Annotated in this window: 22 protein-coding genes and 1 tRNA gene; 11 read left to right on the top strand and 12 right to left on the bottom strand. The window is 35.2% G+C overall.

Going from position 1 to position 25,931, the window contains the following annotated elements; all coding sequences use genetic code 11:
* Positions 1–5: 5 nt before the first annotated feature.
* The 5 genes from CLV90_RS03090 to rseP form a co-directional block, all read right to left on the bottom strand.
* Positions 6–1,547 carry an acyl-CoA carboxylase subunit beta gene (locus CLV90_RS03090; RefSeq protein WP_133686048.1) on the bottom strand — a complete coding sequence of 514 codons (1,542 nt, stop codon included), beginning with the start codon at positions 1,545–1,547 and terminating at the stop codon, positions 6–8.
* 27 nt (positions 1,548–1,574) lie between these two features.
* A complete protein-coding gene (accC, locus tag CLV90_RS03085) occupies positions 1,575–3,047 on the bottom strand; it encodes an acetyl-CoA carboxylase biotin carboxylase subunit (protein ID WP_133686047.1) in 1,473 nt (490 codons plus the stop codon).
* 106 nt (positions 3,048–3,153) lie between these two features.
* Positions 3,154–3,633: a biotin/lipoyl-containing protein gene (locus tag CLV90_RS03080; RefSeq protein ID WP_133686046.1), complete on the bottom strand. Its 480-nt coding sequence runs from the start codon at positions 3,631–3,633 to the stop codon at positions 3,154–3,156.
* A 280-nt stretch (positions 3,634–3,913) separates the two neighbouring features.
* Positions 3,914–3,987 (bottom strand) — tRNA-Asn (locus CLV90_RS03075).
* Between the two features lie 123 nt (positions 3,988–4,110).
* Positions 4,111–5,463, bottom strand: a complete 1,353-nt coding sequence (gene rseP, locus CLV90_RS03070; RefSeq protein WP_133686045.1) for an RIP metalloprotease RseP — start codon at positions 5,461–5,463, stop codon at positions 4,111–4,113.
* 162 nt (positions 5,464–5,625) lie between these two features.
* Here rseP and CLV90_RS03065 point away from each other — a divergent pair, with 162 nt between their 5' ends.
* The 5 genes from CLV90_RS03065 (at position 5,626) to CLV90_RS03050 (ending at position 10,637) form a co-directional block, all read left to right on the top strand.
* Complete coding sequence (locus CLV90_RS03065; protein WP_133686044.1) at positions 5,626–6,309, top strand: SCO family protein; 684 nt, start codon at positions 5,626–5,628, stop codon at positions 6,307–6,309.
* 105 nt (positions 6,310–6,414) lie between these two features.
* The gene (locus tag CLV90_RS03060; RefSeq protein ID WP_133686043.1) at positions 6,415–6,660 is read left to right on the top strand and encodes a FeoA family protein; all 246 of its coding nucleotides are present in this window, start codon (positions 6,415–6,417) and stop codon (positions 6,658–6,660) included.
* Positions 6,657–8,843: a ferrous iron transport protein B gene (gene feoB / locus CLV90_RS03055; RefSeq protein WP_133686042.1), complete on the top strand. Its 2,187-nt coding sequence runs from the start codon at positions 6,657–6,659 to the stop codon at positions 8,841–8,843. Before CLV90_RS03060 ends, feoB begins: the two co-directional genes overlap by 4 nt.
* Before the next feature lie 6 nt (positions 8,844–8,849).
* Positions 8,850–8,993: a hypothetical protein gene (locus tag CLV90_RS19185; protein WP_166638526.1), complete on the top strand. Its 144-nt coding sequence runs from the start codon at positions 8,850–8,852 to the stop codon at positions 8,991–8,993.
* 105 nt (positions 8,994–9,098) lie between these two features.
* Positions 9,099–10,637, top strand: coding sequence for a carboxypeptidase-like regulatory domain-containing protein (locus tag CLV90_RS03050; RefSeq protein ID WP_133686041.1), 1,539 nt, complete (start codon positions 9,099–9,101; stop codon positions 10,635–10,637).
* A gap of 1 nt (position 10,638) precedes the next feature.
* Here the strand turns inward: CLV90_RS03050 and CLV90_RS03045 are convergent, their stop codons facing one another.
* Entirely contained in the window at positions 10,639–11,025 is a 387-nt protein-coding gene (locus CLV90_RS03045) for a DUF423 domain-containing protein (RefSeq protein ID WP_133686040.1), read from the bottom strand.
* Positions 11,026–11,095: 70 nt separating this feature from the next.
* On the opposite strand from CLV90_RS03045, the gene CLV90_RS03040 reads away from it, so the two are divergent.
* Positions 11,096–11,494 (top strand): TonB-dependent receptor plug domain-containing protein, encoded by a 399-nt coding sequence (locus CLV90_RS03040; protein ID WP_133686039.1) that lies wholly within the window; start codon positions 11,096–11,098, stop codon positions 11,492–11,494.
* A 68-nt stretch (positions 11,495–11,562) separates the two neighbouring features.
* Entirely contained in the window at positions 11,563–11,814 is a 252-nt protein-coding gene (locus CLV90_RS03035; protein ID WP_133686038.1) for a hypothetical protein, read from the top strand.
* Positions 11,815–11,918: 104 nt separating this feature from the next.
* On the opposite strand, the gene CLV90_RS03030 is transcribed toward CLV90_RS03035, so the two are convergent.
* The 4 genes from CLV90_RS03030 to CLV90_RS03015 all read right to left on the bottom strand — a co-directional run bounded on the left by CLV90_RS03030 (position 11,919) and on the right by CLV90_RS03015 (position 14,503).
* Entirely contained in the window at positions 11,919–12,338 is a 420-nt protein-coding gene (locus CLV90_RS03030) for a DUF2141 domain-containing protein (RefSeq protein WP_133686037.1), read from the bottom strand.
* A gap of 94 nt (positions 12,339–12,432) precedes the next feature.
* Complete coding sequence (locus CLV90_RS03025; protein WP_133686036.1) at positions 12,433–12,873, bottom strand: PH domain-containing protein; 441 nt, start codon at positions 12,871–12,873, stop codon at positions 12,433–12,435.
* Positions 12,874–12,992: 119 nt separating this feature from the next.
* The gene (locus tag CLV90_RS03020; RefSeq protein ID WP_133686035.1) at positions 12,993–13,814 is read right to left on the bottom strand and encodes a ZIP family metal transporter; all 822 of its coding nucleotides are present in this window, start codon (positions 13,812–13,814) and stop codon (positions 12,993–12,995) included.
* A 26-nt stretch (positions 13,815–13,840) separates the two neighbouring features.
* Entirely contained in the window at positions 13,841–14,503 is a 663-nt protein-coding gene (locus CLV90_RS03015; protein WP_133686034.1) for a metal-dependent transcriptional regulator, read from the bottom strand.
* 77 nt (positions 14,504–14,580) lie between these two features.
* Between CLV90_RS03015 and CLV90_RS03010 the strand changes: the two genes are divergently transcribed.
* Positions 14,581–16,863, top strand: coding sequence for a TonB-dependent receptor (locus CLV90_RS03010; protein ID WP_133686033.1), 2,283 nt, complete (start codon positions 14,581–14,583; stop codon positions 16,861–16,863).
* Between the two features lie 170 nt (positions 16,864–17,033).
* Positions 17,034–18,176: a lycopene cyclase family protein gene (locus CLV90_RS03005; protein WP_133686032.1), complete on the top strand. Its 1,143-nt coding sequence runs from the start codon at positions 17,034–17,036 to the stop codon at positions 18,174–18,176.
* Here the strand turns inward: CLV90_RS03005 and CLV90_RS03000 are convergent.
* Positions 18,173–19,147, bottom strand: a complete 975-nt coding sequence (locus CLV90_RS03000; RefSeq protein WP_133686031.1) for a polyprenyl synthetase family protein — start codon at positions 19,145–19,147, stop codon at positions 18,173–18,175. The two genes, CLV90_RS03005 and CLV90_RS03000, sit on opposite strands and share 4 nt — an antisense overlap.
* Positions 19,148–19,285: 138 nt before the next feature.
* Positions 19,286–20,302, bottom strand: coding sequence for a GntR family transcriptional regulator (locus CLV90_RS02995; protein WP_133686030.1), 1,017 nt, complete (start codon positions 20,300–20,302; stop codon positions 19,286–19,288).
* A 535-nt stretch (positions 20,303–20,837) separates the two neighbouring features.
* Here CLV90_RS02995 and CLV90_RS02990 point away from each other — a divergent pair.
* Together CLV90_RS02990 and CLV90_RS02985 are read left to right on the top strand one after the other, a co-directional pair.
* Positions 20,838–23,999: a SusC/RagA family TonB-linked outer membrane protein gene (locus CLV90_RS02990; protein WP_243835252.1), complete on the top strand. Its 3,162-nt coding sequence runs from the start codon at positions 20,838–20,840 to the stop codon at positions 23,997–23,999.
* A gap of 9 nt (positions 24,000–24,008) precedes the next feature.
* Positions 24,009–25,886, top strand: a complete 1,878-nt coding sequence (locus tag CLV90_RS02985; protein ID WP_133686029.1) for a RagB/SusD family nutrient uptake outer membrane protein — start codon at positions 24,009–24,011, stop codon at positions 25,884–25,886.
* Positions 25,887–25,931: the final 45 nt, after the last annotated feature.

Raw genomic sequence — 25,931 nt, 5'->3', positions numbered from 1 at the left:
GAATATTATAACGGAATATTACCATGCTTCTTCTTTGGTAAAGTAGCCACTTTATTCTCTAGCATTGTATATGCTTTTATTAGTTTTCTTCTGGTATCTTTTGGTAGAATTACTTCATCTATGAACCCTCTTTGTGCAGCGCTATATGGGTTAGCAAATAAGTCTGCATATTCTGCCTCTTTTTCAGCCAATTTCGCCACAGGATCATCAGAAGCACTTATTTCTTTCTTAAAAATAATTTCACTCGCTCCCTTTGCGCCCATTACTGCAATTTCTGCACCTGGCCACGCGTAATTTAAATCAGCTCCAATATGTTTAGAGTTCATTACATCATACGCACCACCGTACGCTTTTCGCGTAATAACCGTTACTTTAGGCACTGTTGCTTCACTTAAAGCATATAATAATTTTGCTCCGTTAGTTATAATTCCGTTCCATTCTTGATCCGTACCGGGTAAAAATCCAGGTACATCTACCAATACTAATAACGGAATATTGAAACAATCGCAAAAACGAGTAAAACGTGCTGCCTTTTTAGAACTATCAACATCTAAAACACCAGCCAAACTAATAGGCTGATTGGCAACAATACCAATACTTTTACCGCCTAACCGTGCAAAGCCCACAACAATATTATCAGCATACGCTTCATGAATTTCAAAGAAGGTATCTTCATCAATAATTCCGTTGATGACGTGACGCATATCGTAAGGTTGATTTGCATTTTCAGGAACAATATCCTCTAGTACATCACGAACTTCATTACCTGGCTCAAATGGTATATCGGTCGGTTTATCCTCACAATTCTGAGGCATGTAGCTGATCATCTGCTTAATCTGATTGATACATTGAATATCGTTAGCTGCAGTCAAATGCGTAACACCAGATTTAGTTGCATGCGTTAATGCACCACCCAATTCTTCCGATGTCACTTCTTCATTTGTTACCGTTTTCACCACATTCGGGCCGGTAACGAACATATAACTAGAGTTCTCTACCATTAAGGTAAAATCGGTCATTGCAGGCGAGTAAACTGCACCACCTGCACAAGGTCCCATTATAGCAGAAATCTGCGGAATTACCCCCGATGCCATTACGTTTTTATGAAAAATATCTGCATATCCACCTAAAGAACGAACCCCTTCTTGAATTCGGGCTCCTCCACTATCATTCAGACCAATCATAGGTACACCTATCTTCATGGCCATATCCATAATTTTACAGATTTTTTCGGCATGCGTTTCAGATAGCGCACCACCAAAAATTGTAAAATCTTGTGCAAAAACGCAAACTTGTCTTCCGTTGATAGTACCGTAACCTGTTACCACTCCGTCACCATAGAAAACTTGTTTTTCCATGCCAAAATCTTTAGTACGGTGTGTAACCAAAGCGCCCATTTCTTCAAATGAACCCTCATCTAATAAAAAATGAACACGTTCACGAGCAGTTAACTTTCCTTTGGCGTGCTGTTTATCAATACGAGCTTGACCACCACCTAATTTAGCCAATGCCAGTTTCTCTGCTAGTATCTGTTTATTATCTTTCATTCTAATTTTTCAAATCAATTTGCAATTCTAAGCTCTACTCTTCTTCCAATTCGAAGAAACCTTCGTTGGAATTTTTACTATTGCATCATTTTCTAAATACAGCTTTAAAGCAACTAATGCCGCTAGTCTTCTTTCTTCAGCATATTGCTTTTCTAAATGCTCTGGAGAATAGTAGTTTTTGACAAAATGTGTATCGAAATTCCCTGATGTAAAAGCCTCATGCTCACATACAAATTTGCCAAAAGACAAAGTTGTTGCAACACCTTCTACTTTATAATTATCAATAGCCTTTATCATTAACTGAATAGCCTCTTCCCTATTTTTTCCATAGGTAATCAACTTAGAAATCATAGGATCATAATAAATGGGAACCTCCATACCTTCTTCGAAGCCATCATCAACACGAATACCCTCTCCTACAGGAGTTTTATAAGTAGATAACGTACCGATACTCGGCATAAAATTAGCCAACGGATCTTCTGCATACACACGAACTTCAAGCGCATGACCCGTTATTTTTAGATCCTCTTGGGTAAAAGCCAACTTTTCGCCACGGGCTACTTTTATTTGTTGCTCTACCAAATCAATACCAGATATTAACTCAGACACCGGATGCTCAACCTGCAACCTCGTATTCATTTCTAAGAAATAAAAATTCTTCTTTTCATCAAGTAAAAATTCCACCGTACCAGCACCTACATAATCACACGCCTTTGCCACTTTAATAGCAGCTTCACCCATCGCTTTTCTAATTTCAGGAGTCAAAACTGCTGACGGAGCTTCCTCCACCACTTTTTGATGCCTTCTTTGCACACTACATTCCCGTTCAAATAAATGAACCGTATTGCCATGCGTATCGGCCAATACTTGAATTTCTATATGTCTGGGAGAGCCTACGTACTTTTCTATAAAAACAGAGCCATCACCAAATGCAGCTAGTGCTTCACTGATAGCTCTATCCATTTGTTCTGGTAGATCTTTCAAGTTTTCCACAACGCGCATACCTTTACCGCCACCACCTGCAGAAGCCTTTATTAAAATAGGAAAGCCTATTTGCTTCGCTACTTTTTCAGCTAATGCAACATCGGTTATAGCCTCTTCAATACCAGGCACCATTGGAATATCATAATCACGAACCGCTTCTTTCGCCGCTAGCTTATTCCCCATAACCTTAATGGCATGAGGTTTGGGCCCAATAAACACAAAACCATTATCCTCAACCATTTGTGCGAATACCGCATTTTCGCTTAGAAATCCGTAACCTGGGTGTATACCCTCTGCTCCAGTAGTCTTTGCCGCATTGATAACTTTCTCCATGACCAGATAAGATTCTGATGATGGCGCAGGACCTAACAATACTGCTTCATCGGCAAATTTTACGTGAGGCGAATGGCGATCGACTTCTGAATAAACGGCAACTGTTTTAATTCCCATTTTCTGAGCAGTTTTCATTATTCGTAAAGCTATTTCACCTCTATTCGCTATTAGTATTTTCTTCATTAAAACTTAATTTACTCGATAATAGAGATTTAACTAATGGGAACTTTTCTCGAATATTTAAAATTTTCATATTCTAAAATCCCATAAGGATACCTTAATTTATTTTCTATTCCATTTCAATAATCAGCTGCCCTTTTTCTACAGCATCGTCTTTCTTAATCTCAATAGATTTAATAACTCCCTCGCCTTGGGCAAGAATAATATTTTCCATTTTCATTGCAGACAAAACCAATAAGGGAGTACCTGCTACAATCACTTGCCCTACCTCAACCATTACATCAACAATTAACCCAGGCATTGGTGCTTTTACCTCATTTAGTTTTTGAGTCGTAAACGCCAGCAATCCCATTTTTTTGACCTGCTGATCGTACTCATCTTCCAGTTTTATATCATACATATTTCCGTTGATAGACAATAAAATAGTCTTGTTCAAAAAATCGGAATGGACAATCTCTACTTGAAAAGCGCTATTATTATCTAAAACATGAAGGTTTTTTGCATCGACATTTATGCTATCTAAAGCATCGACATCGCTACTAGTAACTTGTAGTTCTTCTTCGTTTACGGTAATTAAATAGTTTGACATATTTTATATTATAAACCAGTATGAGTGTTTACCAAAGATATTGAAAAAGATTGGCGATGAATTTTCCCAATTAAAAAAGTGCAATTCCATTTCATTATTTACACCACTGATGTCTAAAATTATAAACAGGATACAGAATAGCGCACCGAATTTTAGATTTTAAATTGAAGTATTGATTTTATGAGATAAAGCAGAATTTATAAAAGCCTATATATAGCCTAACTAGTATTGGTTAAAAACAAAAAGGCCTTATCATTTCTGATAAGGCTTTCGCTTTTTGCTCCTCCTCTTGGGCTCGAACCAAGGACCCTCTGATTAACAGTCAGATGCTCTAACCAACTGAGCTAAGGAGGAATTTATGTTATTTTAAAGTCTTTTTTTGACTTGTATTTTGCAATACTTAATTGCTTTAGCTTCCTAAAGCGGGTGCAAATATAATGGTTTTTTAAAAGTCTCCAAATAAATAAATTATTTTTTTTATTTAAATATCCATTTATACAAATCGTTACCATTTGCGAACAGTAATAAGGCTATTAAAATAAAGAATCCGGTGATTTGTGCGTACTCTAAAAATTTATCGCTTGGCTTTCTACCAGTAACCATTTCATAAAGCAAAAACATAACATGTCCGCCATCTAATGCAGGTATTGGCAGTATATTCATAAATGCTAGAATAATGGATATAAACGCAGTTGTAGCCCAAAATTGTGGCCAGTTCCAGGTATCTGGAAACATACCACCAATGGCTGCAAAACCACCTACCTCTTTATAAGCACCTGTATCCGGATTGAAGATCTTCTTCATCCCCTTAATATAATCTGTAAGGGTTTTAACTCCTTTATTCCATCCTGCCGGGATAGATTCTATGAACGTGTAGTCTAATTGCTTTACTTGAAAATAACCTTCTTTTTCATAATCTTCCAAATTATCATACCCCAACGATACGCCAATTTTACCCTCATCAGATATCTTGGCTTCTAATGGTAAACTTGAACCATTTCTTCTAACTACAACATTTACAGTTTCCCCTTTATAGATTTCTAATAAAGGACTTACCTCATCTAAATACTCAACAGTATTTCCTTCAACTTCAATTAAAGCATCACCTTTTTCAAATCCTGTATCTTTATTAGGAGAATTCTCTGGTATTGCATTTATTATGAAAGGGCTTCTTTGACTAATGAATCTTGCATTCTCTTTATTATTAGAAATGGTTTCAATAAAATCAACTGGAATTTCCTTTTCTATAATATTCCCATCACGTTCAATTGTAATTCTTTCGCCATAAACCACTTCTGGAACTATTGTATATATAGACACTATTTTTTTGTCATCTACAGCTATAATTTTATCACCAGTCTGAACACCCAGGGCATCCCCCAATGTAGTATCAGTTACCCAGATACCATCCTTTAAACTATCGTTTGCTATGTATTGCTCACCATAAGCGTAAGCCAAACCAATAAATATAATAACTGCTAAAACGAAATTAACCGTAACACCACCTAACATGATAATTAAACGTTGCCAAGCCGGTTTACTTCTAAATTCCCACTCCTTAGGTTCTTCTGCCATGGCTTCTTTATCCATGCTTTCATCTATCATTCCAGATATTTTCACATATCCACCTAAAGGCAACCATCCAATACCGTATTCGGTCTCCCCTATCTTTTTTTTAAATAGTGAAAATTTCACATCAAAGAACAAATAGAATTTCTCTACTCTGGTCTTAAAATATTTAGCTGGTATAAAATGCCCTAACTCGTGTAGTACTATAAGTATAGAAAGGCTTAAAAAAAATTGTATTGTCTTTATTATAATGGGGCTCATTCTTTTTTCCTGAAAATTAAAATCGCACAAAAGTACATTTTTACAACCGCTAAAAAAAAGAAACACACTGAGGGAGTGGTATTTTATGAATAATTTATTAGCTGTTAGGGTCAATTCACTTGAAAAACAAATAGCCCTAGCGTACCTTTGTAAAAAATTCTTATGCGTTCTTTTTTCGCTAAATTCAAATTATTCGGTCTCGTACTACTGCCTATTTCTGCAGTTATCATGTATCTTTTCTATAATGCCTTACAACCTGTAAAGCTTTTACCGGTATATTCGCCTGCTATGGTAAATGCAGAATTGGTTGCTGAAGAGATCCAGCATGTTAGAAAATACCATACTATCGCCGATTTCTCATTGACCAACCAAAATGGCGAAACAATTACTCAAGATAATTATAAGGATAAAATTTACGTTGCCGATTTCTTCTTTACCACCTGCCCTACTATTTGCCCCATAATGACCAAGAATATGGTCGATCTACAAAAAGCCCTTGGTAATGATTCTGATGTAATGATATTATCACACTCGGTAACACCAGAAATTGATTCTGTAGCTCAACTTAAGAAATATGCCCTAGAAAAAGGGGTAGACGATGCAACATGGAATTTAGTTACGGGTGATAAAAAACAAATCTATGAACTTGCCCGTAAATCGTATTTGGCAGTAAAAACCGATGGTGATGGCGGACCGTTTGATATGATACACACCGAAAATTTTATTTTGGTAGATAAGAAAAAGAGAATTCGGGGTTTCTATGATGGTACCAAGAAAGAAGATATCGATAAGATTTTGGCCGACATTGAAATTTTAAAAAAGTCTTACGACGAAAACAACAAGTAAACCTTTAAAGTAAGACAGTACAGCAGCATTAGATTTAAGATGTATTAATTTCCTAATTGAATTATTTGCTTTACTTTTGTTACTTATAATGAATCTAAATAAAGATTGGAAACTACAGTCGCACATTTAAAAAGAGGTCAAAGGGGAATTATTAAAGAATTCACCGAAAACTTACTACCTATAAAGCTACTTGAGCTAGGTTGTTTACCTGGCAATATAGTAGAATTAGTGCAAGTAGCTCCTTTAAATGATCCCATATATATCAATGTCAACGGATCGCATATTGCCATAAGAAGAGAAATGGCTTTACATATAGCACTAGATATTATTGAAGATAATGTGGTTATATGAGCAAACAAATCAATGTAGCCCTTATCGGGAACCCGAACACCGGTAAAACATCGGTTTTTAATCAGCTTACCGGCTTAAACCAGAAAGTAGGTAACTACCCAGGTATTACCGTTGAGAAAAAAGAAGGAATCTGTAAACTCCCACGAGGTGTAAAAGCCCATATTTTAGATTTACCTGGTACTTATAGTTTAAATACTACTTCGTTAGATGAAAGTGTTGCTGTCGAGTTGCTGCTTAATAAAAATGACAAAGACCACCCAGATGTTGCCATTGTTGTTTCTGATGTTGAGAACCTTAAGCGAAATCTTCTTCTTTTTACACAAATAAAAGATTTAAAAATACCTACTATACTGGTCATTAACATGGCCGACCGTATGTCTCGAAAAGGCATTACCATAGATATAGAATTACTAGAAAAAAAATTAAACTCAAAAATTGCATTGGTTAGTACCCGTAAAGAAACGGGTATAGAAAAACTAAGAGAATTAATTGCCGATTATAAGAGTTTACCAAAAACGCAAAATGTAAACATCTCTGTAATTGCACCCGATTATTTTGAGAAACTTTCTACCACCTTCCCAAAAGAAGATGTGTACAAACTATGGCTGGTTATTACTCAAGATGTCAATTTTATGCCTCTTGAAAAGACATTATTTAAAGATGCCACATCATTTGCCACCAAATCTAAATCTGAATTAAAGCGTCTTCAACAGAAAGAAACAATTTTAAGATACCAGTTTATAAACGGAATTTTAAAAGAAACCTATAAGGTTGACGTTAATGCTGCCAAAGGTTTTAGAGCAACTTTAGACAAGGTGCTAACACATAAAGTATTTGGCTACCTTATATTCTTTCTAATTTTATTAACCATATTTCAAGCCATTTATGGATGGAGCGAATACCCGATGGATCTTATTGACGGTTTTTTTGCATCAGCTACAGAATGGGTAAAAAACACATTGCCACCAGGGGTTTTCACAAACCTAATTGCAGAGGGCATTTTATCTGGTATTGGTGGTATAGTCATTTTTATTCCACAGATAGCATTTTTGTTCTTATTCATTGCCTTGCTAGAAGAAACAGGCTATATGAGTAGGGTTGTATTTTTAATGGATAGGATAATGCGTCCGTTCGGTTTAAGTGGTAAAAGTGTTGTTCCGTTAATTTCGGGTACCGCTTGTGCTATACCTGCAGTGATGGCCACCAGAACCATTGAAAATTGGAAAGAACGATTAATTACCATATTAGTAACTCCGTTTACAACCTGTTCTGCACGATTACCCGTATACCTGATTATCATAGCCTTGGTCATACCCGAAGGCAGCTTTTTAGGCTTAAGCTATAAAGCACTAACCTTAATGTCATTGTACTTAATGGGTTTTGGAGCTGCTATTCTATCGGCAGTAATCTTAAATAAAATACTTAAGATCAAGAGCAAATCTTTTTTCGTGGTAGAAATGCCGAATTACAAATTACCATTGCTTAAAAACGTAGGCTATACCGTTCTTGAAAAGACTAAAAGTTTTGTTTTTGGTGCAGGTAAAATCATCTTGGCAATTTCAATAATTCTATGGTTCTTAGGCTCTAACGGATCTTCTGACGAGTTTAAAAATGCAGAGACTATTGTAACCAACCGCGTAGAACAAGAAGGTTTCAGTACCAGTAGTGAAATTTATTTTGACACCCATCAAGATGGTTTAGATATTAACAACCCAAATGCATCTGACCAACAAAAAGAACTTGAAGAACGCGCATTAGCGCAAGAAATAGCAGGGTATAAACTAGAGCACTCTTATATGGGCCATATGGGTAAAGCAATAGAACCTATTGTAAGACCACTAGGTTATGATTGGAAAATTGGTATTGCCGTTATCACCTCATTTGCTGCTAGAGAAGTTTTTGTCGGCACATTGGCTACTATTTACAGCGTAGGTAATGATGAGGAAGAGACCATAAAAAATAGAATGGCCGCAGAGGTAAACCCTAGAACACAAAAACCACTGTTTAATTTGGCATCTGGTGTTTCGCTACTGCTATTTTATGCATTTGCCATGCAATGTATGAGTACATTGGCTGTAGTAAAAAGAGAAACGAATTCTTGGAAATGGCCTGCGGGACAACTAGTATTTATGAGCCTATTTGCTTATATTGTTGCTTTAATAGCCTATCAATTATTAAAATAAAAACACATGATACAACACATCTTGGTTTACATCACTTTAGCTATTTCTGTTGGTTATATAGTTACTAAATTTTTTATTCCAAAATCTATTTGGTCTAGCAAAAAGGAGACTTCAAAAGCCTGTGGTCAAGATGGTTGCGGCTGTCATTAGGGTTTAGATTATTGTTAATATTTATTTAAAACGTTCCTAACAGTTTCTAAAATTGTAACGTTACTTACATTTGTTCGTCTAGATTGCGTAAGAATAATCGAACCTATGAACAAAAAATTACCTCTTGTAGCTTTTTTTACATTTCTAATTTTCCACCTATTTAACGCCAATGCACAAAGCCTAAGTGCAACTGTTATTGATAGTGTTAGCCAACAACCCATACCATTCGCAACGATTCAAATAAAAGATAAAGGTGTTATTACCAATGAGGAAGGTAAGTTCAACTTCTTTTTAAACGAAACTATTACTGAGTCTGACTCCTTAACTATTTCATCTATTGGTTATAAAACACTTTCCAAACCAATTGCTGAATTTACTACTACAAAAATAGTACTAGCGCCTAAATCGATTGAATTACGAGAGGTTATTGTATCTAACAAAAATTATACGGCCGATGAGATAATGGATTTCGTTGAGGATAATTTAGAAAAGAACTATACCAATAATCTCACTAAAAAACGGTTGTTTCATAGATCATCATATTTTGACCGTTGGACCAAAAGTAATTTTAAGGTTAAAAAATCTTCTATAGATGTTTTAAACCAACAGTTTATTGATAGCATCATTTCCACTGTACCTAAAAATGATGCTTATTATCAAGAATTAGTGGGTGATTTATATGGTAATTATGATAAAGAATCACAAAAATTAGATTTGTTGAAAGCGTCTAAATTGTACGATAAAAACACCACTCTTAATCAAGAAAAGATGGAAGAAAAATTTAACTCCATCTTAAAAGAAAATGTAAAGCCTGGATCATATTTTAAAATTAAATCCGGATTATTATCCTTTAAAATAGATGCTGAAGAAGTCAATGAACTTTTTAAAGAAGACGTAGACTCAACAGATGTAGCTGCATTAAATGCAGAACTCGAGAAAAAGAAAAAAGATAAAGAGGAACGGCAAAAAAACTTTGCATCTTGGAAAAGAAACAATTTAGGTTCCATATTAAATGGATTACCTACTCAAGATGGTAGCGATCTTAATTTTATACTCAAATCTAGAAAATACAATTATACGCTTAATGAATTCACATATTTAGGCGATGACGCTGTGTATGTAATCTCTTTTAAACCAGATGGATCAGCCGATTTTGAAGGTACACTATATATCAATGCAGACGATTTCGCTGTAATACAAATAGATTACAGCAATGTAAAACCCGTTAGTAAGTTTAGTTTATTAGGAATCTCGACCAATAAATACTTATCTAAAGGAAAAATAATTTATAATAAAAGTGCTAATGGGCATTACAGTTTACACTATTATGAATCTGAGATAGGCGAACGTTTTGGCATAAAAAGACCTTTAAAGATATTTGAAAAAAATAGAATTGTAAAAGGTAGAAATAAGCAGAACGAATTATCTGGAGATATGGATTTTGTATTTATAAATGTTGTAAAAAATGAAATAATCGTTTTTGAATCAGAAAATATTAGTCAGGCTACTTTTGATGGATTTACAGAAAATAATACCATACTACCCATCTACATGCCTAAATATGATCCAACATTCTGGGAAGGGTATGCTATTATGGAACCGAATAAAGCGATTAAAGAATTTACCGCTACCTCTTCCGAATAAATTAAATTAAGTTCTTAATAAAACTATAGAATAATAACCCCCAGCCTACTACTAAAAAGAGTCCGCCAAGAGGGGTTATTGGACCTAGGATTTTTATTTTTTTCCCTTTGGATGCAGATATACATAATCCGTAGATACTAAAAGAAAATAGGATTGTTCCAATAATTAAACAATAGATAATAGCTTTCTCTAGACCCGTTTCTAGATTAAGGTTAAAGCTCAGCATCAGTATCAAAAGTGCATGGTACATTTGATATTTTACTCCCGTTTCAAAACTATTCAATTGATCCGCTGTAAATGTTTTCTTAAGTAAATGTGCACCAAAAGCACCAAATATTACAGCTAACAAACCCAACAGAGCTCCTACCAATTGCGCAACTAAAACCATATCTTTTTAATTCAAAGATACTGTCATCTCCTTTTAATTCATAAATTACAGAAACCATTATCCAAGAAAAATGAAAACCTATCTCTCTCTTTGCTTAACAGCAGTAATTCTATTGTGTAGTTGTGGCCCTACGAAAAGTACAACCAAAGACAAATCATCATTAGATACTGAATTAAGAGAAAAGAATAGAGCCAATATTTCGCTATTACAACGTATAAGACAAAAACCGGGTATCGTGCTACAAAACAATGTTCCTATTTTAAACAAAACGACGAACTCGTTCGATTCTGGCGGAAATCAGGAACCATTATACGTTTTAAATAATCAAGTAATCGGTAATTCGTTTCATTCCGTCAATGAACTGATAGATAGTTATAATGTAAAGAAAATAGTTATTCTATCTGGCGCAGATGCTGCGGGTTACGGCACCCAAGGTTCTAATGGGGTAGTTAAAATTACAAACTATTAAATTATAATATTCTCTAATTAAAAATGAAAACATATTTTAAAATATTAGTTATAGTTTTATTTCTGATTATGTACAGCTGTACTTTTAAAGACGAGAAGGAAGAATATGCCAATATATTAATTCAAAAGGTCGAAAGATTTAAAAAGGAAAATGGAAGATTTCCAAAGAAAATATCAGAAATTGGTCTGAAAGAAGCTATGGAAGGTCCTGCTTTTTATCAATTGGAAAATGACTCTACTTATATTGTTTGGTATGGATTAGGTCTTGGGGAATCTAATACTTACAGCTCGTCAACAAATAGTTGGACTATTGGAGGATAAATATAAATTCTAGTTTAAATTTCCTGATTTCTTTAGATTCAAATCAATAAAAAATTAAGCAACTTAGTTAGTTGGAAAGAAATATTTGACAACACTTGAAAGTTCTACTGCAAACTAATATTCATCTCCATATTAGAATTTACAGTAAACACACATTCCTTATATTTTGGCGGACCGAACATTTTCATTTTTCCTTTCGAAAAAGCAATTTGTTCTTTTGGAATTCCAAGCATATTAGTATCTAAGTTCTCATTGCCATTTGCATCATGAAAAATGGCGATTGCGTAATCACCATCAGGTAAATCTGAGATATTAAAAGCTGTTTTTCCTTTAACTGCTTTCTCAGAACCAGATTTGAAAACTTTATCGAATTTTAAAAAAGAATCTTCATCATTATAAACAGCAAAACAGATATTTCCTTTTTCAGAGGTAACTCCATCAATACTTACACTAACATTATGTTGTGCAAAAACTCCTGTGGCTATGAAGCTTAAAAAAAATAGCAATAATAAATTTTTTTTCATCTTTACAAATAGTTCTAAAATCTAGAATTGTTTCAATAGTTATGCCAAATGATTACTTCACTACTAAACTCTATCCTTATAATCCTTCAGCGATCTAATTAGGCTCACTTAAAACACTCATTTTAGCATTGAGCTGCTGAAATAACTGAACAGTTTCAACGGAGTCTTTCAGGTTAAAATACACATAAGTTGAATCTTTATAAACCAATTTCACTTTATTCTGATTGATGTTATCTATAAAAACCCGAACCTTTTTATCTGTCAACGAATCTTTAAACTCCCTAAATACACCCTTCTCTTTTTCTAAAGCAGAGAACCCATGCAAACGCTCCATTGGCGGAATTCTTTCGACAAAAACAACACTATCAATTTCGCTTAAAGGAATTTCTACATTATAAAAACCTGAACGAAGATTAAGATTATTACCGTCATTACCTACCCAATTTCTAGTATGCAGAATCAAAACAAATGCACAGCATATAACCGTAATCACCAACATAACTGTCCAGACCCAACTTTTCTTAGAAGAATGCATAAAATTTTAAAGTATGAAGTTAACTATACTAATGCCTTTAACGTTAAAATCGATATTAAATTACCGGTTCATTAAAAATATTGGACCATAAATTATTAGCACTAGAATAAACTATAAGCTTACCCTAAACCAACATCTAAAGTCATCATAATAATGAAGCCTCCAATGAAGCCCATGGTGGCAATATCGGTGTATTTATCTTGCTGTGTTTCTGGTATAACTTCCTCTACGACAACAAATATCATAGCACCAGCGGCAAAAGAAAGAGCATAAGGTAAAATAGGCTGAAAGGTCATTACCGCCCAAGCACCTAATACCGCAGCGATAGGCTCAACAAGTGCGGATGCCTGACCAAACATAAAACTTTTTGTTCTACTTAACCCATGCCTACGTAATGGCATAGCTACCGCAAACCCTTCGGGAAAGTTTTGAAGACCTATACCAAGTGCCAAAGCTACCGCACCACCAATTGAGGCACCTTCAAAACCTGCAGCTACACCACCAAAAAGAACACCTACTGCCAAACCTTCAGGTATGTTATGTAATGTAATTGCCAAAGTCAACAACGTAGTTCTATGCCACGGGGTCTTTACGCCTTCTACTTCACTTTCCTTAAAATTTATGTGTAAATGAGGTAGCACTTTATCCAATCCAAAAATGAACATTGCACCTAAGAAAAACCCAATAGCTGCGGGTATTACCTTTACAAATCCTTCACCTGGGCTCATTTCTATACCAGGCGCCAAAAGGCTCCAAAAACTTGCGGCTACCATTACCCCACCAGTAAAACCTAACATACCATCTAAGACAGCACGGTTCAATGTTTTAAATAGAAAAACCAACGCGGCACCGGCAGCTGTTAGTCCCCAAGTAAATAATGTCGCATAAAACGCAGCCAATACTGGGTCTATTGATTCAAAATACGCTATAATTTCATCCATCAATTCAAAAATTAATCAGTTAAAAACTACTCTTCATCTACTATATCTAAATATAAATTTGTTGCAATCTGTTTAGATATTCTGATAGATCCCGACCGTGTAGAAATGGTAACGGAACCATCGAACTCCTCAATTTCCAATATTTTAAAAGTATCGCCCAGGGCGATTTTATTTTTATCTAAAAACTTTAAAAAAGCTGCAGATGAGTCATTTACTCCAACACAAACACCTTGACTGCCTACAGGTAATTCACTAATCAATTTTTTAATTGATTTGGTAAACACTCCGTCTTTATTAGGAATCGGATCCCCGTGTGGATCTACTTTTGGGTATCCTAAATGGGCATCTAATTTATCTATTAAAGTATCACTCTTTATATGCTCTAATTGTTCGGCCACAACATGAACCTCATCCCAAGAAAAATTTAATTTATCAACTAAAAAAACTTCCCATAAACGATGTTTTCTGATGATGGATAATGCCACCAGCCGTCCTTTTTCAGAAAGTGACACACCTTGGTACTTTTTATAATTTACCAAAGACTTCTCAGATAGCTTTTTAACCATATCGGTAACTGATGATGGCTTCGTTTGCATCTGCTCGGCTATTGCATTGGTGGCAACAGAGGTACTATTAAACTCGCTTAAATGATAAATAGCTTTTATGTAATCTTCTTCAGATAATGTCATATTAAAACAATATAAACACAAAAATACATTTTTATACGTAAAAACAATTTTTTAGCTTTGTCTAAAATTAATTTTAGATGCTTAAAATAATATTTTTTGCTTGCTCTGTTTTATCTTTCGGGATAATAAGCGCGCAGAATTCTAAGATATCTGGCACGGTTTCATCAAATGATGGTACAGAAGCCTATGTAAATATTTATTTAAAGGGAACCGAAATTGGTACTGCTTCTGATGAAAATGGACAGTACACTTTAAAAAATATTCCCGCAGGAAAATACACGTTAATAGCTTCTACCATTGGTTTCGAAAAACATTACAAAACAATTACAATTGCCGATGGCGAAGATGAAATCGTTAATATTAGCCTATCGCCTTCTACCGAATCTTTAGATGAAATGGTCGTTACCGGAACCTTAAAGCCTGTAAGTAGATTAGAGAGTCCGGTGCCTGTAGAAGTCTATAAACCAACTTTCTTCAAGAAAAACCCAACGGCTAGTATTTTTGAAGCTTTGCAAAATGTAAACGGTGTTAGACCACAAATAAACTGTAACGTTTGTAATACGGGTGATATTCATATTAATGGACTAGAAGGGCCGTATACTTTAGTACTCATTGACGGCATGCCAATTGTTAGTGGTCTAGGTACCGTTTATGGATTATCTGGTATACCCAACTCACTTATTGAACAAATTGAAGTAGTTAAAGGCCCTGCTTCTACCCTTTACGGAAGTGAAGCCGTAGGTGGGCTCATAAACATCATCACGAAAAATAATTTGTCTGCACCAGATTTTTTCGCTGATAGTTTTGTTACCTCATGGGGAGAACTTAACCTTGATGTAGGTACAAAATTTAATATTGGCAAAAAGACTAATGTGCTCTTAGGAGCCAACTATTTTAAGTATGACAACCCAATTGATAATAACGGGGATAATTTTACAGACCTAACATTACAAGACCGTATTTCGGTTTTTCAAAAATGGAATTTTACTAGAAATAACTCACGTATTCTTTCGTTAGCCGGACGCTTTTTTTACGAAGATCGATGGGGTGGCGAAATGCAGTGGACACCTGATTTTAGAGGAGGGGATGAAATTTACGGCGAAAGTATTTATACCCGCAGATGGGAAGTTCTAGGTAAATATCAATTACCGGTAGAAGAGCAACTAATGCTTTCTTTTTCATATAACGACCACAAACAAAATTCTGTTTATGGCGATGTACCATACCTAGCAGATCAAAGAATAGGTTTTACACAACTAACTTGGGATAAAACCATAGGTAAACATAGCCTTTTAGCAGGTACGGCATTGCGTTACAATTATTATGATGACAACACACCAGCGACCTTAAATACCGATGGCACTGATAACCAAGCAGACGAAGTTGTAATACCGAGTTTATTTCTGCAAGATGAAATAGCATTTAATAAAAAGCACTCTTTACTTTTAGGTGGTCGTTACGATTATGATGACCGCCACGGTAACATTTTTACTCCACGAGGGGCATATCGTTTTAAATTCACTGATAATGACATTATTCGTTTAAATGCCGGTACAGGTTTTAGAGTAGTTAATCTTTTTACCGAGGATCATGCTGCATTAACAGGCTCGCGAGATGTGATCATTGCCGAAGAATTAAAGCCAGAGCGTTCGTTTAATGTCAACTTGAATTACTTAAAGAAAATCTATGGTGACAATGGCACTTTTGTAAGCATTGATGCCTCTTTGTTTTATACTAATTTTCAAAATGTGATCATTCCAGATTACGACACAAACCCTAATCTGATCATATATGATAATTTAAAAGGAACATCCATTTCAAAAGGGGTTAGTGCCAATGTAGACGTGGCTTTCTACAACGGATTAAAATTTATGGTAGGTGGTACCATACAAGATGTCAGTAATACGGAAGGTGGGGTAAAAAAAAGGCAAATTCTTACAGAAAGTTATTCAGCAAACTGGAGTATTAGCTATGATATTCGTACTTGGAATTTATCGGTTGATTACACCGGAAATTTATACGGACCAATGCGTTTACCAACTTTAGGCGAAAGTGATCCTAGAAGCGATTTTTCACCAGCGTGGAGTATTCAAAACATTCAATTTACCTACGATGGATTGAAGAATTTCGAGTTCTATGGCGGAGTTAAAAACTTATTAGATTGGACCCCAAATAGGGGAAATCCGTTTATCATAGCACGTGCAAATGACCCATTTGACAAAGAAGTAATTTTTGATACCAATGGTAATGCAGTTGCGACACCAAACAACCCAAATGCATTGACTTTTGATCCAACTTATGTATACGGACCTAACCAAGGCATACGTTCATTTCTAGGATTACGTTACACGTTGAATTAAGAACAAAAAAACAACTACTATTTCGTATTTTTGATATTCTCAGTATGTAACACCCTGTGTAAACAACCTCGGGGTAACCCACGAGGCATTTGTAAGTCAACAACAATAATATTTCGAGGCAAGCCTCGGAGCATTTAAATCTCGATTATCGAGCAATGTTTTAAAAATTCATGAACGAATTCGATTATATCATTATAGGCGCAGGTGCATCAGGTTTATTATTGGCTGATGCTATGCTCAATGATTCGTTTTTTGATCATAAAAAGATATTACTTCTAGACAAAGACGCTAAAAATAGCAATGATAGAACATGGTGTTTTTGGGAAGAAGGCAAAGGTCAATTCGAAAATATTGTACATAAAAAATGGGCGACAATTCATTTTCAAGGAGACGATATTATCAAGAGAACAGCCATTGCCCCGTATTCTTATAAAATGATACGCAGTATTGATTTTTACAATCATTATTTAGGTCGAATCAAAGAATCATCAAATATCACTTTCGTTCAAGAAGCATTGGTAGACTTAAGGGAGTCCGCCACCGAGGTTATTGTAAACACTACAAATAACATCTATACTGGCAAATACCTTTTTAATAGTCTTTTTGACTATAAAATGGCGACCGATCAAAAAAAATATCCAGTGCTGCAGCAGCATTTTGTAGGCTGGGTAATTAAAACTGAAAAGCCAATTTTCAATACCCATGAAGTTACTTATATGGATTTTTCCATCCCTCAAAAAGGAAATACCCGTTTTATGTATGTACTGCCCTATTCAAATAACACGGCGTTGATTGAATACACATTATTTTCAGAACAATTACTGCCAAAAGGCGAATATGAAGCGGCGATAAAAGAATATATAGTAGACCGTTTTCAATGCGATACGTACGAAATTATTGAAAAGGAAGCGGGTAGTATACCCATGACCGCTTATGACTTTAGAGAACACCACACCAAAAGAATACGATATATAGGTACCGCAGGCGGATGGGCAAAACCCAGTACAGGCTACACCTTAATGAGTACTGCAAATAAGATTCCGAAATTAATTGAACACATAAAGCAAGGCGAGCCACTTCAAAAAATGAAATTAAAAAATAAATTCTGGTTTTATGATATGCTCTTTTTAGATGTTTTGCATCATAATAATGGTAACGGACACGCAATTTTCGAATCTATTTTTAAAGCTATGAAACCACAAATGGTATTTAAATTTCTAGATGAAAAAACTAGCTTAAAAGAAGATTTTATTTACATAAATTCTTGTCCGAAAACCCCATTTATAAAAGCGCTATTTAGAAGGCTATTTTAAACCGTTCTATTCATCAGGTTTTCACCAAATTGCTTTAATAACTCTTTATTTTCAGGCTCTATTTCCATTTCTTCAAGAACGTCGAATGCCCTTGCCGTATAGTCGGCTATTGCTACCTTAGTTGCCTTATCTGCTTCTGTCTTTTCAAATATAGAACGTACCGCACTTATTTTAGCTTCTGATTCTTTTGGCTGAATAGAATATAGATGTTCAAGTTCTTTTGTCATCATTTCAGAACCAGAATTCAATGCTTTTAAATATAAGTACGTTTTCTTATTCTCAATGATATCTCCACCAACTTGCTTACCAAAGGTTTCTGGATCACCAAATACATCTAAATAATCATCCTGCAATTGAAACGCAATACCAAGATTTAATCCAAAACTATACATTTTCTCTTGTGCAGTATCCGAAGCACCGGCAACAATAGCTCCCATTTTAAGAGCAGCTGCAACGAGAACAGCAGTTTTGTACTCAATCATTTTTAAATATTCAGGTAACATGACATCATCTCTTGTTTCAAAATCGACATCATACTGTTGACCCTCGCAAACTTCTAATGCTGTTTTACTAAATAACTTGGCAAGATCTCTAAATACATTGGGTTCATAATTTTCAAAAAGCTGATATGCCAAAATTAACATCGCATCACCAGATAGAATACCAGTGTTTATATCCCATTTTTCATGAACGGTAGTTTCACCCCTACGAACAGGAGCATCATCCATAATATCATCATGCACTAAAGAAAAATTATGAAATACTTCAATTGCCAGGGCAGCATCTAAAGCATTTTTAAAATCGCCTTTAAAAATTTCAGCGGTCATTAACACTAAAACCGGTCTCAAGCGCTTTCCACCTAAACCAAGAATATAAGTAATAGGCTCATAAAGGTTTCTAGGTTCCTTTGTAATTTTTTTTGAGTCCAAATACGCAATAAACTCTTCTCGATATTCATTAATAGTGTGCATTGTTCGCAATTTTATTCAAAAATAGAACAATTAAGATTGATTCTCCTCTTTTCTGCATTGAAGAACCACATCTAAGGCTAACGATTTTAAAAAAAATTACAGTCAAGAAAATAGAATAATAGTTGATGGTGAAAAGATTTATAAAGAAGATCTTTTTATTAATCTAGAAGGCATAATTATCTGAGTTATACTATCGTTTTTTAAATGCTTAGCCGCCATTTTTGCCATTTCATTAAAATCTGTAGAAATGGTCGTTATTCCGCCAAACACAATTTCTTTGGATACATTATCATTTTGAGACAAAATACCAATATCCTCTCCAATTTTTAGCTTTTTTCGTACAGAATCTCGCAATATGTGCCATAAAATAGTATCTCCTAGTGCAAAATATAGATAGCCTTTAGTAGCAGAACCAATTGAATAATGATTCTTGACCATACCATTTATCGAATAATCTTTCAAGAATTTTTCAAAGGCCTTTTTAATGGAAATCGGAGAATAATCAGTTTCTTCGTTAAAATATAAGATGATTTTTTTGTACTTTTTTATTTGAGGAAGCAACTGCACCAAAGAATTATAAATTACATTTTCAAACTCTTGAGAAATATAAGAAATCGACTTACCCAAATCTAAATATCTATCGACCAGCAGTAGTTTTTTAGGCTCGATTTGTTCTAATAAGGGAATAACTTTTTGATGCTGCATAGAAGCAATTACATACATACCATATTTACCGTTGATATTGGTAAGAATTGTTTCGAATACAGTAAGATTATTATGGTGAAAAAATACGTCGATTTGAAATCTCCTACCCATCTCTTTACGAAATGTTTTATAAAATTCTTCTTGATAACTTTGAAAGGCGAATAAGATTAAGGCCATTCTTTTTGTAATATTCGTAGCTTGACTAATTACAAAATAACCCTTTAATTGTCGCGACTCGATCAAGCCTCTATTCTTAAGTTCTTCGTACGCTTTAAAAATAGTTTTACGGGCATAACCAATTTCTTCAACCATAATGTTTATGGAGGGTAATTGATCACCTACAGATAATTTACCATCTTCAATAGACTCAATTACCCCCTGAACTAATTGTTCATGTTTTGTAAGGTTATTATTGTGGGTTAGGCTTAAAATTTTTCTAATAACCGCCATAAATCATAGATCGAATTTGAAAGCGACAATATACAATTTAATAAACTATATAAAAGTTTCTTCCATTTTACTAGCGTTGAATATTAGTGTTTTCCTTAACCGATTATTAGGCCAATATTTTTCATAATCCTATAACAAATGGGCTCAAAAATAAAATCGATTAAATTTTCAAAAAAAATATTAAATCTTAAAATTCAGTTCAAAACTTGGCAAAACCCCTGTAAATACCGAATCTTAATAAAAAGTTAATACTGATAAATTCATAATATTTCATAATTCAAATATCATATTCAAAAAATATACCAGCAAAATTTATTAAATTAACATTAATTTATATATTTGTTTATGGTAGCATAGTGTATCATAGTCTTTTTCTCAAAATGCTTCCATGAGATTATGATGCTAATGTCAACAACAATAACTAACAACTGTAACAACTAACTTTATGAATTATCAAAAAAACTTTCCTAAGTTTTCCATGATTCGAAATCATGCAAGCTTAACGATGATTTTATTTTTTAGTGGCTTTCTCTTCATGAGTCTCCACGCACAGACAACCATTTCTGGTACCGTTACATCGGCTTCAGATAACATGCCGTTACCGGGGGTATCTGTCATAGATGCCAACAACCCAACAACAGGGGTACAAGCAGATTTTGACGGTAACTTTACGATTACCGTAGAGGATGGCAGTACCAGTTTACGATTTAGCTACATAGGTTTCAAAACCGCTGTGGTACCTGTAAACAACCAGGGCACTATCAATGTTTCTTTAGAAGAAGACGTTGCCAACCTTGACGAAGTAGTTGTCGTTGGTTATGGTACCCAGAAAAAAGCAACCGTAACCGGTGCTGTAACAGCGGTACAAGGCCCTGTTCTTGAAAGTTCACCCGCTATTAGTGTATCTAACTCACTTGCAGGTAGACTACCTGGGGTAGTAATCGTACAAACCAGTGGTGAGCCTGGTAATGACGAATCTACTATTAGTATTCGTGGTACAAACACTTTAGGAAACAACCAACCATTAATCGTAATTGATGGTATACCAGATAGAGATGGTGGTATAGGTCGTATCAACGCAGATGACATTGCCAATATCTCTGTTTTAAAAGATGCTTCTGCTGCCATTTATGGAGCAAGAGCTGCAAACGGTGCAATTATAGTAACCACTAAATCTGGTAAAGTTGGCAAAATGCAAATAAACTATAAAGCTGATTTCGGACTTACAAGACCAACAAGAACTCCTGAAATGGCTAGTGCGGTAGAGTACCAAACTATAATGAACGAACTGGCAATTTACAATAGTAATATACCAGCATCGCAATGGGGTAATGCAAGTACTGCCTTTCAAACGTCTGGTAGCTATACCATCCCCGGCAGTAGTCCTGCAGAAACTGTAAATGCAGCCTTTAGCCCAGAAACAGTTAATAATCATAGAACTAGTGCAGATCCATGGTTATACCCAGACACAGATTGGTTCGGTGCAACATTTAAAGATTGGGCAGAACAACAAAGACACAATTTATCTATAAGTGGTGGTAATGAAGATTTGAAATATTATGCCTCTTTAGGATATTCTGATCAAGGTGCTATCTACAAGAATTCAGCGAATAGGTATCAGCAATATAATTTTAGATTGAATACCGAAGCTAAAATCAACGACTATATTTCAACAAAGTTGAGTATGGCCTATAGAAAAGAAGATAGAACTTTCCCTACTGAAGGGGCAGGTGCTATTTTTAGAATGTTAATGAGAGGTAGACCAAACGAACCAGCAATCTGGCCAAACGGATTACCAGGACCAGATATTGAAAATGGACAACAACCAGTTGTTGTTACTACCAATGCTACCGGTTATGACAAGCAACCGACAGATTTCTTACAATTTACTGGATCAGTTGATATTACAAACCCCTGGGTTGAAGGCCTTAAACTAAACTTAACCGCAGGTGTAGATCAAAGCCAGTTACGTAGAAAATTATGGCAAACACCATGGACACTTTATTCATTAGATCGTGCGAATTATATCGCTACAGGAGTACCTGAACTAAGTGGGTCTATACGTTCAAATTTTACCGATGCGAGATTATTACAATCATCTAACAATGTACTAAATACCAACCTTACTGGTATACTAACTTATGATAAAACCATTGGTGAAGATCATAATATTGGTCTTTTAGCAGGTATAACACGTGAAAATTTTCAAGGAGAATTTTTCTCGGCATTTAGAAGAAACTATCTCTCTACAGCGGTTGATCAACTTGGTGTTGGTGGCGAAATTGCACAAGAAACTGATGGTTTCGGTTACAATAGAACACGTTTAGGTTACTATGGTCGTGCTCAATATAACTTTAAAGAAAAATACTTAGCTGAGTTTATTTGGAGGTATGATGGTTCTTATATTTTCCCGGGTAATGATCGTTTTGGATTCTTCCCAGGTTTATTACTTGGTTGGAATATAAATAATGAAGATTGGTTCAATGTAGATTCTATAAGCTACTTAAAACTTAGAGCATCATACGGAGAAATGGGTAATGACCAAGTTTCCTTTGACACAAATGGTGATGGAGAAATTACTGACGATGAATTACAGGAATATGCATATCAATCTATTTATGAGTTTGGACAATACCCTATAAATGGTCAAGTACAAACTACATTATTCGAAAACCTATTGGCCAATCCTAGCTTTACTTGGGAGCGCGCAAAAAACTATAACATTGGTTTAGATGGTATAGTGCTTGATGGTAAACTGAGCTTCACATTAGAATACTTTTTAAACAAGCGTGATCAAATTCTAATTCAAAAAACAGGTTCTACACCGGGTTCTTCTGGTATCTCCGCACTACTACCACCTGTAAACGCGGGTAAAGTTAATAACGAAGGATTTGAATTTGCTTTAAATTATTTTGGTGGCAATGTTGATGGTTTCAAATGGGATGTTGGTGTTAACGGTGGTTACGCACAAAACAGTGTTGAATTCTTAGATGAAATTCCTGGGGCTCCAGACTATCAACTACAAGAAGGAAAACCGATTGGATCGTACCTAGTGTATGAATCAGATGGGGTGTTCATTGACGAAGCGGCAGTTAGTGCAAATACTTTAGACTACAGCGCTGTTAAGCCACTATTAGAGCCAGGTGACATGAAGTTTAAAGATATTAATGGTGATGGTGCTATTAATGATCTAGATCAAGTAAGAATTAAAAATAGTATCAATCCTAATTTTAACTTTGGAGTTACATTCAATGCTTCTTACAAGAACTTTGACCTTTCAGTTTTATTACAAGGTGCAACAGGTGCTAAATTATTTATTCAAACAGAATCTGGAGATATTGGGAACTTCTTAAAATACAGTTTCGATAACAGATGGAGCCCAGACAACCCAAGTAGCGTTCACCCAAGACTAGCGAGTCGTGGAGATACGTATTATACAGGTGGTGATTATGGTAATAATACCTACAACCTTTTCAGTAAAGATTATTTAAGACTTAAGAACGTTCAACTAGCATATAATTTCCCGTCAGAAATGATAAGTCAGTTCGGACTTTCTAATTTTAAGGTATACATGAGCGGCCTTAACTTGGCTACATGGGCAGCTCAAGATATCTACGATCCTGAATCGACTAGTAATAGTGGTCAGTTCTACCCACAACAGTCAATTATTAACACAGGTTTTAGTTTAACATTTTAAAAAAAAATCATGAAAAAAAGAAAATTAGTACTTTTAGGCTTACTAACGCTGGCGTTAGTACCTATTTCGTGTAATGAAGATTTTTTAGAAACTTCACCGTTAGATGCAATTTCCGCAGATGCCACTTGGGCAGATGGGGCTTTATCAGAAGCTTTTGTATTTAATGTATATGCATCTTTAGGCTATGGAGGATTTGAGGAAGAGGGTTTATCTTCATTAACAGACGAAGCAATGTTTACGCACTCTGGTAGAGGTGTAAATGTTATTACAGAAGGTTCACTTTCTCCGTCAGGTACGGGGAATGTAAATATCATTCCACAATGGAACGAGTTGTACTTGGCTATTCGAAAAGCGAATATCGCCATACAAGAGTTACCAAACGCAGGGTTTGATGATCAAACTTTAAAAGATAGATTACTAGGTGAATCTCATTTTTTAAGAGCTTATTATTATCATCAATTAATGCGTTATTATGGTAGTGCACCATTGATAGACACTCCTTATGGTCTAGATGACGACTACACTATAGCAAGAGGTACTTACGCTGACAACGTAACTTTCGTTACTGATGATTTAGACAAAGCAATTTCATTGTTAGACGGTAAAGATGTAACACCGGGTAGAGCTTCGATGTTAAGTGCTATGGGATTAAAATCTAGAGTACTTACCTATGCAGCAAGTGATTTACGCGACGGACCTACAGCAAGCGCAAAATCGGCAACATTGGGTGGATATTCAAATTTAGAATTGGTTGCATATACTTCTGGGGACAGAGATGCAAGATGGAATGCAGCTAAAACTGCTGCCAAGGCTGTATTAGATGCAACAACCGGTTACAAACTAGACTTAACTGCACCAGCAAGTGCTGAAGACGCAAAAGAAACTTATATCTCTATTGCTATGGGAGGTGGTAGTGCTGTTGGCGATGCTGCTGCAAGATCTGAACTTTTATTCGAAAGAACACATTCACCTTTATTTACCGCTGAAAGCAACTGGCCGCTGGGTGGTATTCACCAAGGAATCAATAATGGTCCAAATGGTTACCACAACTGGGCAGGTAATACACCAATTCAACAATTAGTAGATGATTACCAAATGATGGATGGTACCGATTTCGATTGGAGCAACCCTGAGCATGCTGCAGCACCTTATGAGAATAGAGACCCTAGACTAGCTGCAACCGTTCTTTACGATGGTGCTCCATGGAAACCAAGACCAGATGATGTGGCTGCTATTGATCCTTATGATGAAATTCAAACTGGTACCTATGCAGATGGTAGTGGCGGAATTATTGCAGGTGTTGACATGCGTGATTCACCTATCGAAAACTGGAATGGAAGTAGAACAGGATATTATGTTCGTAAATTCATTGATTCAGACCCGTCATTAGTTGATAATCAATCAAGTGCACAGGTTGTGCCATGGCCATTTATTCGTTATACTGAAGTAATATTGAATTATGTAGAAGCCTCAATTGCTTTGGGTGATGAAGGTGAAGCTAGAAACTGGTTAAACAAAATTCGTTTTAGAGCCGGTATGCCTGCAATTACTGCATCTGGATCTGATCTTTTAGAAGCCTATATCAATGAACGAAGAGTTGAATTAGCTTATGAAGAACATAGATTTCACGATGCTAGAAGATGGATGATTGCAGATCAAACATTGGGTAGAGGTATTAAAGTAATGAAAGTAACTGCGGCACTTAAAGCAGGTGCTACACCAAGAACTCCTTATCAATATGACACATCAGTATATGATTACACGTATACCGTTGTTGATAATAATGATAATGAAACCAGAACCTGGGATGACAAAATGTATTTCATGCCTATTAGTAGAGATGAAATCAACAGAAATAACCTATTGATTCAGAATCCGGGTTATTAGTTTAGTTTAAATTGAGTTAAATTAAAGATCTATCCTTTTTTGGGA

It is taken from the genome of Maribacter spongiicola (genome assembly GCF_004364165.1).
Taxonomy (GTDB): Bacteria; Bacteroidota; Bacteroidia; order Flavobacteriales; family Flavobacteriaceae; genus Maribacter; species Maribacter spongiicola.
The sequence above is the reverse complement of the archived record's forward strand: the minus strand, read 5'-3'. Positions and strand labels throughout refer to the sequence as shown.

What these genes read in the sequence shown, in the direction of transcription:
- CLV90_RS02995 (WP_133686030.1), bottom strand. Translation starts at nt 20,302, where the DNA reads ATGGCGGTTATTAGAAAAATTTTAAGCCTAACCCACAATAATAACCTT.
- CLV90_RS03015 (WP_133686034.1), bottom strand. Translation starts at nt 14,503, where the DNA reads ATGACATTATCTGAAGAAGATTACATAAAAGCTATTTATCATTTAAGC.
- CLV90_RS03040 (WP_133686039.1), top strand. Translation starts at nt 11,096, where the DNA reads ATGAAAACCTATCTCTCTCTTTGCTTAACAGCAGTAATTCTATTGTGT.
- CLV90_RS03000 (WP_133686031.1), bottom strand. Translation starts at nt 19,147, where the DNA reads ATGCACACTATTAATGAATATCGAGAAGAGTTTATTGCGTATTTGGAC.
- CLV90_RS03030 (WP_133686037.1), bottom strand. Translation starts at nt 12,338, where the DNA reads ATGAAAAAAAATTTATTATTGCTATTTTTTTTAAGCTTCATAGCCACA.
- CLV90_RS03010 (WP_133686033.1), top strand. Translation starts at nt 14,581, where the DNA reads ATGCTTAAAATAATATTTTTTGCTTGCTCTGTTTTATCTTTCGGGATA.
- CLV90_RS03065 (WP_133686044.1), top strand. Translation starts at nt 5,626, where the DNA reads ATGCGTTCTTTTTTCGCTAAATTCAAATTATTCGGTCTCGTACTACTG.
- CLV90_RS03050 (WP_133686041.1), top strand. Translation starts at nt 9,099, where the DNA reads ATGAACAAAAAATTACCTCTTGTAGCTTTTTTTACATTTCTAATTTTC.
- feoB (WP_133686042.1), top strand. Translation starts at nt 6,657, where the DNA reads ATGAGCAAACAAATCAATGTAGCCCTTATCGGGAACCCGAACACCGGT.
- CLV90_RS03080 (WP_133686046.1), bottom strand. Translation starts at nt 3,633, where the DNA reads ATGTCAAACTATTTAATTACCGTAAACGAAGAAGAACTACAAGTTACT.
- accC (WP_133686047.1), bottom strand. Translation starts at nt 3,047, where the DNA reads ATGAAGAAAATACTAATAGCGAATAGAGGTGAAATAGCTTTACGAATA.
- CLV90_RS19185 (WP_166638526.1), top strand. Translation starts at nt 8,850, where the DNA reads ATGATACAACACATCTTGGTTTACATCACTTTAGCTATTTCTGTTGGT.
- CLV90_RS03005 (WP_133686032.1), top strand. Translation starts at nt 17,034, where the DNA reads ATGAACGAATTCGATTATATCATTATAGGCGCAGGTGCATCAGGTTTA.
- CLV90_RS03035 (WP_133686038.1), top strand. Translation starts at nt 11,563, where the DNA reads ATGTACAGCTGTACTTTTAAAGACGAGAAGGAAGAATATGCCAATATA.
- CLV90_RS03020 (WP_133686035.1), bottom strand. Translation starts at nt 13,814, where the DNA reads ATGGATGAAATTATAGCGTATTTTGAATCAATAGACCCAGTATTGGCT.
- CLV90_RS02990 (WP_243835252.1), top strand. Translation starts at nt 20,838, where the DNA reads ATGAGTCTCCACGCACAGACAACCATTTCTGGTACCGTTACATCGGCT.
- CLV90_RS03090 (WP_133686048.1), bottom strand. Translation starts at nt 1,547, where the DNA reads ATGAAAGATAATAAACAGATACTAGCAGAGAAACTGGCATTGGCTAAA.
- CLV90_RS03025 (WP_133686036.1), bottom strand. Translation starts at nt 12,873, where the DNA reads ATGCATTCTTCTAAGAAAAGTTGGGTCTGGACAGTTATGTTGGTGATT.
- CLV90_RS02985 (WP_133686029.1), top strand. Translation starts at nt 24,009, where the DNA reads ATGAAAAAAAGAAAATTAGTACTTTTAGGCTTACTAACGCTGGCGTTA.
- CLV90_RS03045 (WP_133686040.1), bottom strand. Translation starts at nt 11,025, where the DNA reads ATGGTTTTAGTTGCGCAATTGGTAGGAGCTCTGTTGGGTTTGTTAGCT.
- rseP (WP_133686045.1), bottom strand. Translation starts at nt 5,463, where the DNA reads ATGAGCCCCATTATAATAAAGACAATACAATTTTTTTTAAGCCTTTCT.